This window comes from Sphingomonas sp. Leaf38 (assembly GCF_001421825.1).
Lineage (GTDB): Bacteria > Pseudomonadota > Alphaproteobacteria > Sphingomonadales > Sphingomonadaceae > Sphingomonas.
The window spans coordinates 1,390,621-1,403,488 of the sequence record NZ_LMLD01000011.1; the positions used below are offsets into that span (position 1 = coordinate 1,390,621).

The following is a 12,868-nucleotide window of genomic DNA, read 5'->3' on the forward strand; positions in this document are numbered from 1 at the left end:
AACAGAAAGTGAACACCCTTAATTTTGTTCGGCCCGTCGCACCCGCGGCCGGCTACATTGGCGGCAAGCGCAATCTGGCGTCGCGTCTGGTCGCGATGATCGAGCGTGTCGACCATGACGGCTATGCCGAGCCGTTCGTCGGCATGGGCGGCGTCTTCCTGCGGCGCCGATCGCGGCCGAAGGTCGAGGTCATCAATGACGTGTCGGGCGATGTCGTGACGTTCTTCCGCGTGCTGCAGCGCCACTATCCGTACATGATCGACATGCTGCGGTTCCGGGTGGCCGCTCGCGCCGAGTTCGAACGGCTGAAGGCGACGCCGGCCGAGACGTTGACCGATCTCGAACGCGCTTGCCGGTTCCTCTACCTTCAGCGCCTGGCGTTCGGGGGGAGGGTGAACGGCCGGAATTTCGGCGTCAGCACGACCGTCGGTGCGCGGTTCAACGTCACCAAGCTGGAGCCGATGCTCGCCGATATCCATGAGCGGCTGGCCGGCGTCGTGATCGAGCAACTCGGCTATGCCGACTTCATCCGGCGCTACGATCGCGCCGGAATGTTGTTCTATCTCGACCCGCCCTATTGGGGATGCGAGACCGACTACGGCCAGGACGTCTTCAGCCGCGCCGACTTCGACCAGCTGGCCGACCAACTCGCCGGCATCAAGGGCCGCTTCATCCTGTCGATCAACGACACGCCCGGCGCGCGCGCAACGTTCGCGCGGTTCCACGTCGATTCAACCGACACGACGTACACGGTCGGCACTGGCGCGGCTAAGCGCGTCGGCGAGCTGATCGTGTCGAACTTCGCGATCTAAGCGGCCCACTCTTCTGGAGGTAGCTGACAATATTCGTCCCATACTCCCGGTTGCGGTCTCGGTGCCGGTAGTGTGGGACGATCGCCACCAAACCTCAGCCGGATTGTAACTGTGTAGGTGTCGAGCCCCTGGAATATCGCGATGCAAGTTTCACCGGCCGCAAGCCTGCTGCCGATCCAGCCGCACCGCTCCGCCGCCAGATAACCGAGCTGGATGCCGCGTTCGCTGACGACGGCAACGGCACGAGGATCATATTTGTTTCGCGGCTCTGCCACGAGCCGCACCTCGTCCCCTGGCTTGCATAGTAAGGCCTCATACCGTCGATCGCTCTTATCGGTGTTCGGATATTGGATCCCGACAACCGCCGTACTGAACTCGTTCACGCGCACTCCACTTGAGAACATAACGGGAACGCCGTATAGATTTCGGCGTCGATTCGGCAAGAGGATTGAGCGATGTACGACGACCAGGATGTGATCGAGGCGAAGCCCGAAGCGTTCGGCCGATGGCTGCTACGGCAGCGTGATCGGGGAGATTGGATCGATGGTGTTGCCGAAGCGGCGCGGGGCGATCGGCAGTTCCCGAGAGACGGCGATCCCGAGGCGGTTCGCAAGCGCCTGCGTGAGATGTCGGCCGACGGCGACGCGTTCGCGGCGATCGACGACGCCGAAATGCACTGGCTGGCATACTGATGAGCGCGAAGCTTTGCCTAGTGCTATCGCCGGCTGATCCGCGTCAGGCGCTGCGGCTGGCGGTCAACCAGCGGGGCGAAAGCCTCGCAGCGTTGTCGCGCTTGATCGACCGATCTCCGGGCTACCTGGCGCGCTTTATCGACGACGGCCGGCCGATAGCGCTGTCCGAGCGCGATCACGGGATGCTTGGCGCCTACCTTGGCGCCGGCCCGCTCGGGCTGGGCATCCGCGACCTGTGGGCACGACCATGAACAGAATCAGCCGGGAAGAGCTGCGGATGATCATCGAGGTTGCGCTGACGGTGCGACGTAAGTCCGAACGGATGAGCGTCGACCTGCAGGGCGCTCGTGCCGTGCAATCGTTCACTGACGACTTGCTGCAGCGTATCATGGGCCAGGAGGGCAGCGAGACCATCCTGATCGTGCCGAGCAATGTCGGACCGCAGCACTCACCGAAGCGCGGATCATGGGGTGTCGATGAACCGCACCCTCATCCGGACCTTTCCTATCGGCACCATATCCTGCAGCATCCGAGAGGCGGGGGGATCTAAGCTATCCTGCGGCCCTAGGGGCGGTCGTTTGCCCGGCCGCCCCTAGGCGTTGCCGCCTACCGCCGGCAGGGCAGGGTGCCCACCACGGGGCGCTCCGTGCCTACCAGGCCCCAACTGTTCGGTGACCCCAAATACGGCGCAAGAACCCCCGCCTCGCCCGCGAGCTTTTTATGTCGCTCGCGATGCAGTCGGCGGATGCGATGCGGAGGGAGGACGACGCATAGCTTCAGCGGCCATCTGATCGCACACCTGATGATGCAAATTGATGCAGCTGTCGCCGCAATTCGTTCACTGCCCCCGCCCTCCGCCCGCGTTCTTCTCGAGTTGCAAAAGCGGCAATGACATAGCCAGGCGGAACCGCCCAGAACAAGGCATTCGGAGTGGCTGTTGCGCTTCCTGATTGCGGACGTTCATTAGGAGGGTTAGCTACCGCTCATGCGAACAGCCATGAACGCGCCGCCTGAGGCACTGGATGATCCCGAGCGAGCGTTTATAGCCAAGGTCCGAGAGCATGGCTGGTTCGACACCGCAGTGTTTGGCGACGTCGAAGGGCCGGGCTTCTCATTTACCACGGGGTTATGGGTGAACACAGGTCAGCCAGAGTTGATCATGTTCGGCATGAAGCGTGAGATGGCTCATGACGTGTTCTGGGAGTTGTTCCGAGAGGCTAAGGCAGGATTGCCGCTACCAGTGGGTGAGCCAACCGATAGAGCATTCGAAAATCTTCTTGCCTATGCATTTCCGGTGGCGAAGCGGTTCTACCGCGATCACTTGGGCTGGAGCCGATGGTTTTACGGCGGCGACGAGTTCCCCTGCCTTCAAATTGTCTGGCCGGATCGGAGTGGCGTTTTCCCATGGGAGCAAGGGTTCGACACAGCTTTCGCAGCCGACCAGATCGACTTGACAGAAAATGGTTGGGAGTCAGCGCTTACACCGTGAGTCCGCTTTCCATCGAACTGGCCTCAAAAGCCGCCGGTCCGCTATCCTTCCCATCCCGGCCATTCCCAAAATTCGATCCCAATCGGGAACGAAACAAGCGTTGTCGTTTTTGCGGAATTCAGATTGATCAGCCCAAAATTGCAAAGTCCGAGAGGCCAGATGCCAATGTATCGAACACCGCTCGACACCTGCGGCTGGTCCGAAGGTCCTCATGCATCACGAGCCAAAGCGGAAGGTCGAGACTGAATGCCTCGGGTAAGACGCGGACCAGTCCATCGTCCCGTGCAGCGATCATGGTCTGACATATCCCGATGCCGAAGCCAGCGCGCAGCATGGCAAGCTGGACCAGATTGCTGTCGACACGCATGGCGAAGTCGGCATGGCTCACTCGCGGAAGCATCCCCATGACCGCCTGGCCGGTAGTCGATAGCGTATCCATACCGATCAGGTCGTGGGCAGCGAGGCTGACCACATCGGCCGGTCTACCTCGGCGTTCCAGATAATCCTGCCGCGCGAACAGCCCGAGCGTCACCTTGCCAAGCCGGCGTGCAATCAGGGCGTGCTGGGTCGGATCGGTCATGCGCAGCGCGATATCCGCTTCGCGCTGAAGCAAGTTGGTGACTGCGTCTGTAGGTGCCACCTCGATCGACAACGCCGGATGTTTGCGGCGCAGTTGCGCCAGCAGCGGTGGCAGATGCTCGGCCGCGAACACCTCGGCCGCCGTCACGCGGACTGTGCCGGCGACCTCGTCGTCCGCTGCCGAAGCTGCGCGCAGCAACGCATCCGTCGTCTTGACGAGTTCGTCGGCGAACGGGCGCAGGGACAAGGCGCGATCGGTAGGCGATAGTCCGCGCTGCGACCTTAGGAATAGCGTGCCGCCAACCGCCTGTTCCAGCGTCTCGACATGGCGTGCTACGCTGGGCTGGGTGAGTCCTAGCAGACGTGCCGCGCCCGACATAGAGCCCGTCCGCATCACTGCGGCGAACGTCCGATACAGATCCCAGCTCGGCCCTGTGTTCATTCATTATCGTATACCTATGCGCCGTTTTTCGTCAATTCCGTGGTGATCGCCTCTGCTCCATCTTCCGGCAGCAATATGGAGGCGGTAATGACACGAACGGCTTTAGTGCTGGGCGCAACGGGTGGGATCGGAGGCGCGGTAGCGCGCCGGCTGATACAATCGGGCTGGTCCGTCCGCGGGATGGTCCGCGACGGCGGTGCAAAGCGTCTTTCTGCAGGCGTACTACCGGTCATCGGCGATGCCTTGGATGCGGCTGCGGTCGCCAAGGCCGCGATAGGGACTGAGTTGATGGTGCATGCGGTCAACCCGCCCGGCTATCGCAACTGGCGCCAGCTGGTCCTGCCGATGCTCGACAACAGCATCTCTGCGGCTAGCGCAGCCGGTGCACGACTTCTCCTTCCTGGAACCGTCTACAATTACGGACCCGACGCATTCCCGGTCATTGGCGAGCAGGCGCCGCAGCGACCCCGGACGCGCAAGGGCGCGATCCGTGCCGAGATGGAACTTCGCCTTCGCGATGCCGCTGAGGCCGGCGATCTAACGTCGTTGATCGTGCGAGCGGGCGATTTCTTCGGACCCGGCGCCGCCAACAACTGGTTTAGTCAGGGATTGGTGAAGCCCGGTACGCGTCCGACGATCATCCATAATCCCGGTGCACGGGGAGTGGGTCATCAATGGGCCTATCTGCCGGACGTCGCTGAGACTATGGTCCGCCTCGTCGAGGAAGCCTCGCTGGCACCGTTCGACACCTTCCACATGGATGGTCACTGGGATGCGACCGGCACGACGATGACGAACGCGATTGTGCGGGTGTTGGGCGATCCAACCATGCCGGTTGGGCAGCTTCCCTGGTGGCTGTTGAAGATCGCAGGACTGTTCGCCGCCACCCCGCGTGAGCTTGTGGAAATGCGCTACCTGTGGCGCGACCCGGTTCGTCTGGACAATGCTCGCCTGCTGGCGACGCTCGGCTCGGAGCCCCGCACGCCTCTCGATGACGCGGTGCGTACGACGCTAAGTGCCATAGGGTGCCTTCCAAGTTCTCAAATGAACAATGCCAGCGGGCTTTGATAATGCTAAAACTTTCCCAAAACTCGATCCTTTTCGGGAAAGGGCGGCCGCGCTGGGAACGTCCGCTAACGCCATCTGCCTCCCCAATAGCTGCCGGTCCGCTTTCCTTCCCATCCCATCGATTCCGCTTAGGGGGTATCGCAACATGGTCGACGTGGATGGGTGAAATGGCACTGAATTTGCGCATCCTTCCCAGGATGCACGGGACGGCGCAAGCCGGCACGCTCGCCAGCGGTTGCTGGACGTTGAGCCCGCTGGGTTCGGGGCCGTCGGGGCTTGGTGGAGCTTCAAACTGCGTACGCCATAGGCGTTCCACTTATCTTTAAGTCTTACAGGGCCTCTGTGTGACCGCTCGGCGGATTTGCACTATCAACGGAAGCGCGGACGCGAGCGAGGATGGCGCGCAGCTCGGGGCTTTGGACCTCGGCGATCACGTCGTCGACCGTCGCGGTGTCCAGCTTCTTCTGGCGTGCGAGTTTCTCGGCAACATCGCGGACGAACTCGCTAGGCTTACGAAGCATGCGGCGGACGCACTCCCGCACCGTTGGCGGTTGCAGCAGGATAAAGGCGTTGGCGATCTGCTCGCTCTGCTGCTCGTCAGGCTCAGCATTCTCGATCGGAACGCAGCGCCGGATCCAGTCGAGGAAGCCGCACGCCTTCAGCCTGTCGAGCGCCTCGCCTACGGCGCTGCGCGACCGATGTATCTTGTCCGCTATCCATTGATAGGTCGGATCGAGCCGGCCGTCCTTACGGCCGCGCAGGCGCAACAGGCAGCGCAGCACTTCGAGCCCGATCGCGCCGAGCGCGCCGTTGCGCTTCCCCGGTAGCTTCCTTTGGTGCTCGAACGCCTCGGCCGCGCGCATCCGCGCGTTATGCTCTGTCTTTGGAAATGTGTTGTGCGTTCGCCATAGCGACACCTCCGATCCGCCGGCATTGTAGCTGTTGCGGCGTACTGGTGAGTTTGAGCGTGCGCGGTCACGGATACCGGTCGTAACCTCGCTAAACGAGCGGGCAATGTTGCTCACGACCGGTTAGCCAGTTTGTCGGAGATCCGCAGGTTTGCGCGGTCGGTATCTTGTAGGTTAGCCAATCCAACGTATTGATTTGGTGCAGTTATTGGAGACCAGTCGGGTGCACCAGACCTCTCCGATGACGCACCTCGCGCAATCTCCCCGCGGTCGGCCGCAGACACTGAAGGCAAAGACTTAAAAAGGCGCCCCCCCGGAAGGATCGCGGTTATTTGGTGCGTCTCACGCTGCTTGTTATCGGCCAGCCTGCGATGTCTGAAAAGGGCAGGCGCGCGCGAACGTGTCGCGCGGTCGACGATGGACAGATGCCTACTTGAGTTCGCGCACCGTCTGGATCAGGCCCAGCTTGCAATCAGCGTCGTGCCAGGTCGGGGTGAAATTACTCAGGGTTCGCCGACGGCCGCCCCGGACTTGATCTTTGGCGGCGGCGTCTTGGGCTTGAACGCGCAGAGGTCGCTGACGATGCACCGCCAGCATTCGGGTGTCCGCGCCTTGCACACGTAACGGCCGTGCAGGATCAGCCAGTGATGCGCATGGAGGCGGAACGGCTGCGGCGTCGCCTTGTCGAGCTTGAGTTCGACCGCGAGCGGGGTCTTGCCGCGCGCCAGGCCGGTGCGGTTGCCGACGCGGAAGATGTGCGTGTCGACCGCGAACGTCTCCGCGCCGAATGCGACGTTGAGGACGACGTTGGCGGTTTTTCGGCCGACACCGGGCAGCCGCTCGAGCGCTGCGCGATCGTTGGGGACGACGCCGCCATAGTCGTCGATCAGCATCTGCGAGAGTGCGATGACGTTCTTCGCCTTGGTGTTGAACAGGCCGATCGTCTTGATGTGGCGCTTCAACTCGTCGAGCCCGAGCGTGACCATCTTCTCGGGCGAGTCGACCTCGCGAAACAGCGCACGCGTGGCCTTGTTGACGCCGATATCGGTGGCTTGCGCGGACAGCGCGACCGCGACGACCAGCGTGTACGGATTGACGAATTCGAGTTCGGTCTCGGGATGCGGGTCGGCCTCGGCCAGACGCGCGTAAAACTCGAGGACGTCGGCCTTTTTCACCGCGTTACAGCCCGAGCACGTCGCCCATCCGGTAGCGACCGGCAGGCTGCGCCGCGAGCCAGATCGCCGCGCGGACCGCACCCCGCGCGAAGATCGAGCGATCGTCGCCGCGGTGGTTGAGTTCGATCCGCTCGCCTTCGGTCGCGAAGATCACGCTGTGATCGCCGATCACCGATCCGCCACGTAACGACGCGAAGCCGATCGTGCCCTCGGTGCGCGCGCCGACAAGCCCCGCGCGGCTGTCGACTCGGAGTTCGGCGAGCGACGATCCGCGGCCCTTGGCGGCGGCGTCGCCAAGCAGGAGCGCGGTGCCCGAGGGCGCATCGACCTTGTGCCGGTGGTGCATCTCGACGATCTCGACGTCCCAGTCCGGGCCAAGCCGCGCGGCTGCCTCGCGAACGAGGATCCCGAGCAGCGTCACGCCGAGCGAGGTGTTGCCGGTCTGGAGGATGGCGATATCCCGCGCCGCGGCGTCGATCATCGACTGATGCTGCGGCGACAGCCCCGTCGTGCCGATGACGATAGCGGTACCAGTCGAACGCGCGGCCGCGAGGTGCGCCTCGACCGCGGAGTGGGTCGAGAAATCGACCAGAACATCGGCGGCGCGGGCGAGCGGAGTGGGATCTTCGCCCGCATCGACCCCACCGGCGAGCGATGCGCCGGCGGCCTCGATCGCGTCGACGATCGCGCGGCCCATCCGTCCGGCGCTACCATAGATGCCGATCGAAGGCGTGCCGCTGACGTGCGGGGCGGGGTGCGGCGCGGTGGCCGGTGCGGGCGTCTGCATCACAGCGCTTTGCACCAAGCGGCGGTTTGGGGACAGGGGCGAACGATAGCCCGAGGCAATTTGTCCATGAACATGCCGCGCAAGGTCGCAGCGCAGGAACCTCAGCCGTGCGCGAGCAGGTCGCGGACGAGGTCGAGGTCATCAGGCTTGTCGACGTCGACCGCAGCGAGGCCGAACGGGCTGGCGACTGCGGCAGCCTTCAGGTTGGCGAGCCGTCCCAGATGCGCCAGCGCAGCGACCAGCGTCAGGCGGCCGGACATATAGCGGAGCAGCGTGCCGATCCCGAGTCGACGGACGATCCGCCATGGCCGTTTGCGATCCGCCTCGACCTGCGCCCACAGATCAAGCGCGGCGACCGCGCGCGGCGTGGCGAAGTGGAACAGGTTGCATCCCGACCATGCGCCGTCGGCAAAGCGGAGATAGGTGCGGCGCGTGCCGGGGGCGGCCGCCTCGATCACGTCCCGGCGCGCGAGCAAGGCAGCGACGTCTGCGTCCGCGGGGACGTCGGCGAGGAAGCGCGTGATCCATTCGGGGCGGAGCAGCGCATGATCCGCCGTGGTGACGAGCAGCGGCGCCCCGAGCGCTGCGATCCCGTCACGGACGCTGTGGCTGGGACCGGATGCCGCGGTCAGGACGGTGAGGCCGAGCATGATCGCGGCGGCGCGGACGGCGTCGTCGGACACCGAGACCGCGATCTGCGTCGCGCCCGCCGCGCGCAACGCCTGCGCGACCCGCGCGAGCAAGGTCTGGTCATCGAGGACGATCAGCGCCTTGTGCGACACCCCGGCATAGTCTGCGACCGGATCGCTCCCGCCGCGCGATCCGGCGAGGATCAGCGCGTTGAATCCTGTGTTCATACCGTCTTGGCACCGGCCTGCGCCCGCGCACGCCAGACCCGCCAGAATACGCCGGGCGCCGCGAGGATCGGATGCTTCTCGCGCCACGGCGTCAACGGCACGACGATCCCGGTGTGCCGCTCGACCTTCCATACGCCGTAGCGCGCAGCCCCGTCGAAGGTGAACGCCGCGCGGACCAGTCGCGCGACATTGAGGGGTTTGCCGGCTCGGCGTCGGCGGTTCCAGGCGTGGAGCAGCGTGCGCCGCCGTGCAGGGGCAAGGTCGGGGCTCAACTTGCCTGCCTCGTCGCGGAACGCGATGCCGTCGGCGGTCCAGGCAAGCGGGAGAAGTTCGACATAGCGCGACGGGTCGAAGGCGAGAATCTGTCCCTCGCGGCCCTTGCGTTCGACGCGGAGTTCGACCGCGTAGGTCTGGCGAAACAGCGCGCGCCAATAGTCGTCTGCGGTGCCGGTTGCGGGCCCCAGCGCAGCGGCGAACCGCGCGGCCGACCTGGCCGCGTCGCCGATCGCGTTGGCTACCAGCGTTGCGGTAGCCTGATCGCGCACCCAGACCAGTGCGGAGGGCTGCACGAAACGAGTCCATATCGTCGTGTCGAGCGTCCGCGCCGCGGCAGCGTTCGCAAACGTCGCCAGTCGCATCGTCGCGATCTTGGCGCGCAGCATCTCGCCGTGCCGATCGACCTCGCGGTAGCTAACCGTCGGCCAGATCCCCCGTTCGGGAGGGCCCGCGGTCAGCACGTAGAAATCGAGCACGCCTTCGGTCGCCCCGGTACGCAGGTTCGAGCCGTAGAACAGCACCGCCACGACCCCCGGAGCGTCCGCCAGCAACGCCGCGAGATCGCGGACTGCGGGGATCGTCGGAACATGGAGCTGACGGCGGACGACGTCGCCGAGCGTGATCACGGGACGACGAAGCGGAGCGCGCGCGCCTCGCGGACGATGAGGTCGCCACCGGGATAGACTTCGCCATCGAGGATGAAGCCCGATTCGATCGACAAGTCGAAGCTTGGCGAGTCGATCCGGTGGTAGCCGGCGCGGTCAAGCCAGGCGGCGGGCGAACCGGTTACGATCAGTGGCGCTGCCGCCGCGAGCCAGCGTGGCGGCGCATCGACGACCAAGGTCTTCAACCCGGCGCGTGGCACGCCGAACGGGCGGATCCCGATCGGCATTCGCTTCAGTGTCGAGGCGAGCAGGATATAGCGCGCACGATCGGTGTCCGTGTTTCTGCCCGCGGCATGAACGCCCTCGTCACCGCGTGACTCGAAGCGGAGCCGCATCCGGCTGCCGGCACGCCACGCACTGTTCACACCACCGAACAGCGTCTGCAGTATCGCCCAGCACAAGGCGAGCCCGACCGCGACGCCGTTGAACGCGCCCGCACGGTGCGTCCGCTGCGCTAGGGCGGTCGCATCGACAAACGCACCGGCACCGAACAGAAATCCGTGGAGGCGCGTGCCCGAGTCCTTTCGAACGATTTCAATCGGGCTGCGGGTCTTGAGGTTACCACCCCGTGCCGCGGCAAGCGCCTGATCGAGCGTCCACGTATCGGGAATGCCAAGGTCGAGCGCGAGCGCGTTGGTCTTGCCCGAGGGCACGATCGCGACGCGCGGTGCCGCGCCGGTCCACACGCGCGCGGCGGCGGTCATGACATCGCGGATCGTCCCGTCGCCGCCATCGATCACCAGCAGTTCAATACCGTGCCGCGCGAAACCGGTCAGCACCTCGGCCAATTCGGCCTGGGTCCGCGGCGTTACGGCCAGCACGGTTCCCGACAGGAACGGCTTGGTCGCCTCGACGCTGCTGCGATTGCGATGGCTCTTGGGGTTGCAGATTATACCGGTACGGATCTTGGCGGCGGCGTCGCGTGGGCTCACGCCATGCCTTTCGGATACTGCCGGATCGAACAAGCCGTCAGGCAGCCAGGCCGGCGGTGCCGACGGCGAAAGCGGGTGCCCGCCAAAGGCATGAAAGTTCGAAACAGCATCGGCCACGATATAGGATACCCGTCACGGCGCAGAACCGCTACAATTTTGTGTCAGTTAGATTTCCGTTGCGCGTCGGTCGCAGCCGGTACGAGACTTATCGGCGATACCGCATCTTCATCCGTACGACGGCGCCGGATGCGGGAAGGGCGGTGCGAACCGCGTCGAACGACGGCAGCCCGATCGAAGTCGGCGCGTCGTTGGAAAAGCCGAAGCCCTCTTTCGGCACGAACAGCGTTCGGTTGAACTTATGGTCGCCATTCTCGTCGTGATATTGCGCGACCGCATAGTGACCCGGCTTCATCCAGAAGCAGGCGCGCGGGCTGGCCGCCGACACGCGAGCACGCCCGACCTTCGCACCCTTTGCCAAAAATCGTGACTTGTCGTCGGGATAGATCGCAAACGCGACCTCCCCCGCATTGTTGCGCAGCGTCGTTGCCTCCAAAATCAGCTTGGCATTGCCGCCGCCCGGCGTGCCTTCGCAGGTTTCGGCGGCGTGCGCCTGGACCGGCGCAAGCGCGGTCGCCGCGCCGAGCGCGAAAAGAAATCCGTAGTTCATTGACCGACTAAGCCCCAAAATAGTGGCGATAGAGCGGCGCGCAGATGACATTTGCGACGTGAACGAGGCGTTTATCGCAAACGTCGGTCGCTCCGTGGAGGCTATGCTCGTCCCGGCGTCCGGGTCATATGTGCGGCCGCAAACCCCAGCAGGATCGCAACCGCAACCGATCCGGCAGCGACCGAAGCGGCGATACCGGCCGATCCGTAGGCGGGCATCAGCGCAAAAGCCGCGACGAACATCAATGCGACCCCGACCGCACGAATCGCAAACACCGTGCCGGCGCGGTGCAGTGCGGTCATCACCGTGTCGAGGCTGACGGTGGCGAGATCAAAACAGCCCGCGGCCGCGAGCCACAGCAAGACCGGATACGCACCGCCGAACGACTTGCCGCCCACCAGCTTCAGGATCGGTTCGCCGACCAGCGCGACGATCGCGAGGATGACCAACGCCGCCGCGGTGCTGGCAAGCATGGTCCGCACCAAAATGCGGCGCAGGCGCGAGGGCTCGGCAGTCCGCACCGCGCGGACGATTTCTGGAAACGCGGCGCGCGACAGCATCTGCGACAGTTTGGCAAGCGCTTGTGCAAGCTGCGTCGCGAGGCGAAAGGCGCCCGCTGCGGCGGGGCCGATCGACGCGCCGACCAGCAGCAGCGGGATCTGCTTGCTCGACAGGCCCAGCGTCGCGCTGGCGTTGGTGCTGAGCGCGAACCGGACGATGCCGGGGTTCTCGTCGCGGACCTGCTGCCAACGCCCCCGACCGCGTGCGAGCAGTCGCAGGTCACCGCTTTTCGCGACCATGATCCAATAGGTCGCCGCGGTGACGATCTCGGCGACCGCCCAGGCGATCATGAAGCCGCGGATCGTCGGTTCGAACAGCATCGCCGCGCCTGCACCGACGAACCGCATGATCGGCGTCATGCTGTCGGCGAGCGCGGACAACGAGAATTTGTCGCGCAGCCGCAGGATCCCGAGCGGGGTCGAGCGGATCGTGATCAGCTGCACGACCGCGAACATCAGCGTGTCGCGCATCAGGTCGGGCGGAATGCCGAACCCGTCGCTCCACGCGAACAGGATCGCGACGGTCAGCGCAGCCCCGACCAGCGCGCTGCACAGGTCCAGGATTGCTGACAACCGAAGCAGGCGCGCAAGCCGCGGCGCGTCGCCCTGCTGGATCGGACCGACGCCGTACTGGACGATGATCTGCCACGTCTGGAATCCGACGAACGTCGTTAGCGCCTGCGCCGCGCCTGAGATCAGCGCGAACCGGCCGAAATCGACCACGCCGAGCGTGCGCGTCGCAAACCCGAGATAAAAGAGCGACAGGATCGCCAGAACGCTGCGACTGGCGAGCAGCCAGCCGAGGTTGCGCGCCGCCGCCCGGAAAATCCCGGTCGTGCCCGCACGTGCCGGTGCATCCGCCGGAGCCGGAGAAGGAGCGGGGTCCTGAACCATCTGCGACCGGCCCCTAGAGCGCGATCGTGGGTGCGGCAAGGTGCGCGGGGCGGCGGGGGGCGCAG

The 12,868-nt window shown here is 64.9% G+C and carries 16 protein-coding genes; 6 read left to right on the forward strand and 10 right to left on the reverse strand.

Annotated elements, in window-relative coordinates; all coding sequences use genetic code 11:
* The first annotated feature begins 8 nt into the window (after positions 1 to 8).
* A complete protein-coding gene (locus ASE88_RS13770; RefSeq protein WP_056478581.1) occupies positions 9 to 812 on the forward strand; it encodes a DNA adenine methylase in 804 nt (267 codons plus the stop codon).
* Here the strand turns inward: ASE88_RS13770 and ASE88_RS18450 are convergent.
* Positions 809 to 1,216, reverse strand: a complete 408-nt coding sequence (locus tag ASE88_RS18450; RefSeq protein ID WP_235527946.1) for an HIRAN domain-containing protein — start codon at positions 1,214 to 1,216, stop codon at positions 809 to 811. The two genes, ASE88_RS13770 and ASE88_RS18450, sit on opposite strands and share 4 nt — an antisense overlap.
* Positions 1,217 to 1,267: 51 nt before the next feature.
* Here ASE88_RS18450 and ASE88_RS13775 point away from each other — a divergent pair, with 51 nt between their 5' ends.
* From ASE88_RS13775 to ASE88_RS13790, 4 genes are all read left to right on the forward strand, one after another.
* Complete coding sequence (locus ASE88_RS13775) at positions 1,268 to 1,504, forward strand: hypothetical protein (RefSeq protein WP_056478583.1); 237 nt, start codon at positions 1,268 to 1,270, stop codon at positions 1,502 to 1,504.
* Positions 1,504 to 1,755, forward strand: coding sequence for a hypothetical protein (locus tag ASE88_RS13780; protein ID WP_056478585.1), 252 nt, complete (start codon positions 1,504 to 1,506; stop codon positions 1,753 to 1,755). Before ASE88_RS13775 ends, ASE88_RS13780 begins: the two co-directional genes overlap by 1 nt.
* Positions 1,752 to 2,054: a hypothetical protein gene (locus ASE88_RS13785; RefSeq protein WP_056478586.1), complete on the forward strand. Its 303-nt coding sequence runs from the start codon at positions 1,752 to 1,754 to the stop codon at positions 2,052 to 2,054. The genes ASE88_RS13780 and ASE88_RS13785 overlap by 4 nt, the downstream gene beginning before the upstream one ends.
* Positions 2,055 to 2,501: 447 nt before the next feature.
* Positions 2,502 to 2,993, forward strand: a complete 492-nt coding sequence (locus ASE88_RS13790; RefSeq protein WP_235525671.1) for a DUF4262 domain-containing protein — start codon at positions 2,502 to 2,504, stop codon at positions 2,991 to 2,993.
* A 127-nt stretch (positions 2,994 to 3,120) separates the two neighbouring features.
* On the opposite strand, the gene ASE88_RS13795 is transcribed toward ASE88_RS13790, so the two are convergent.
* Positions 3,121 to 4,014, reverse strand: a complete 894-nt coding sequence (locus tag ASE88_RS13795; RefSeq protein ID WP_056478587.1) for a LysR family transcriptional regulator — start codon at positions 4,012 to 4,014, stop codon at positions 3,121 to 3,123.
* Positions 4,015 to 4,101: 87 nt separating this feature from the next.
* Between ASE88_RS13795 and ASE88_RS13800 the strand changes: the two genes are divergently transcribed.
* Positions 4,102 to 5,082 (forward strand): NAD-dependent epimerase/dehydratase family protein, encoded by a 981-nt coding sequence (locus ASE88_RS13800; protein WP_156357059.1) that lies wholly within the window; start codon positions 4,102 to 4,104, stop codon positions 5,080 to 5,082.
* 329 nt (positions 5,083 to 5,411) lie between these two features.
* On the opposite strand, the gene ASE88_RS13805 is transcribed toward ASE88_RS13800, so the two are convergent.
* From ASE88_RS13805 to ASE88_RS13840, 8 genes are all read right to left on the reverse strand, one after another.
* Positions 5,412 to 6,107 carry a replication protein A gene (locus ASE88_RS13805; RefSeq protein ID WP_156357030.1) on the reverse strand — a complete coding sequence of 232 codons (696 nt, stop codon included), beginning with the start codon at positions 6,105 to 6,107 and terminating at the stop codon, positions 5,412 to 5,414.
* Positions 6,108 to 6,493: 386 nt separating this feature from the next.
* Complete coding sequence (gene nth, locus ASE88_RS13810; protein ID WP_056478596.1) at positions 6,494 to 7,165, reverse strand: endonuclease III; 672 nt, start codon at positions 7,163 to 7,165, stop codon at positions 6,494 to 6,496.
* Between the two features lie 4 nt (positions 7,166 to 7,169).
* Complete coding sequence (gene dapB / locus ASE88_RS13815) at positions 7,170 to 7,952, reverse strand: 4-hydroxy-tetrahydrodipicolinate reductase (protein WP_055878848.1); 783 nt, start codon at positions 7,950 to 7,952, stop codon at positions 7,170 to 7,172.
* A 101-nt stretch (positions 7,953 to 8,053) separates the two neighbouring features.
* Entirely contained in the window at positions 8,054 to 8,809 is a 756-nt protein-coding gene (locus tag ASE88_RS13820) for a nucleotidyltransferase family protein (RefSeq protein WP_056478598.1), read from the reverse strand.
* The gene (locus ASE88_RS13825; RefSeq protein WP_056478600.1) at positions 8,806 to 9,711 is read right to left on the reverse strand and encodes a hypothetical protein; all 906 of its coding nucleotides are present in this window, start codon (positions 9,709 to 9,711) and stop codon (positions 8,806 to 8,808) included. The genes ASE88_RS13820 and ASE88_RS13825 overlap by 4 nt, the downstream gene beginning before the upstream one ends.
* Entirely contained in the window at positions 9,708 to 10,682 is a 975-nt protein-coding gene (locus ASE88_RS13830; protein ID WP_162233422.1) for a diacylglycerol/lipid kinase family protein, read from the reverse strand. The genes ASE88_RS13825 and ASE88_RS13830 overlap by 4 nt, the downstream gene beginning before the upstream one ends.
* 205 nt (positions 10,683 to 10,887) lie before the next feature.
* The gene (locus tag ASE88_RS13835; protein WP_055878244.1) at positions 10,888 to 11,349 is read right to left on the reverse strand and encodes a DUF2141 domain-containing protein; all 462 of its coding nucleotides are present in this window, start codon (positions 11,347 to 11,349) and stop codon (positions 10,888 to 10,890) included.
* Between the two features lie 101 nt (positions 11,350 to 11,450).
* Positions 11,451 to 12,803, reverse strand: a complete 1,353-nt coding sequence (locus ASE88_RS13840) for a lipopolysaccharide biosynthesis protein (protein WP_156357031.1) — start codon at positions 12,801 to 12,803, stop codon at positions 11,451 to 11,453.
* Between the last annotated feature and the right edge of the window lie 65 nt (positions 12,804 to 12,868).

Excerpts from the sequence above, each read along its gene's own strand:
- ASE88_RS13785 (WP_056478586.1), top strand. The coding sequence starts at position 1,752 with ATGAACAGAATCAGCCGGGAAGAGCTGCGGATGATCATCGAGGTTGCG.
- ASE88_RS13775 (WP_056478583.1), top strand. The coding sequence starts at position 1,268 with ATGTACGACGACCAGGATGTGATCGAGGCGAAGCCCGAAGCGTTCGGC.
- dapB (WP_055878848.1), bottom strand. The coding sequence starts at position 7,952 with ATGCAGACGCCCGCACCGGCCACCGCGCCGCACCCCGCCCCGCACGTC.
- ASE88_RS13840 (WP_156357031.1), bottom strand. The coding sequence starts at position 12,803 with ATGGTTCAGGACCCCGCTCCTTCTCCGGCTCCGGCGGATGCACCGGCA.
- ASE88_RS13820 (WP_056478598.1), bottom strand. The coding sequence starts at position 8,809 with ATGAACACAGGATTCAACGCGCTGATCCTCGCCGGATCGCGCGGCGGG.
- ASE88_RS13835 (WP_055878244.1), bottom strand. The coding sequence starts at position 11,349 with ATGAACTACGGATTTCTTTTCGCGCTCGGCGCGGCGACCGCGCTTGCG.
- ASE88_RS18450 (WP_235527946.1), bottom strand. The coding sequence starts at position 1,216 with ATGTTCTCAAGTGGAGTGCGCGTGAACGAGTTCAGTACGGCGGTTGTC.
- ASE88_RS13795 (WP_056478587.1), bottom strand. The coding sequence starts at position 4,014 with ATGAACACAGGGCCGAGCTGGGATCTGTATCGGACGTTCGCCGCAGTG.
- ASE88_RS13800 (WP_156357059.1), top strand. The coding sequence starts at position 4,102 with ATGACACGAACGGCTTTAGTGCTGGGCGCAACGGGTGGGATCGGAGGC.
- ASE88_RS13790 (WP_235525671.1), top strand. The coding sequence starts at position 2,502 with ATGAACGCGCCGCCTGAGGCACTGGATGATCCCGAGCGAGCGTTTATA.
- ASE88_RS13780 (WP_056478585.1), top strand. The coding sequence starts at position 1,504 with ATGAGCGCGAAGCTTTGCCTAGTGCTATCGCCGGCTGATCCGCGTCAG.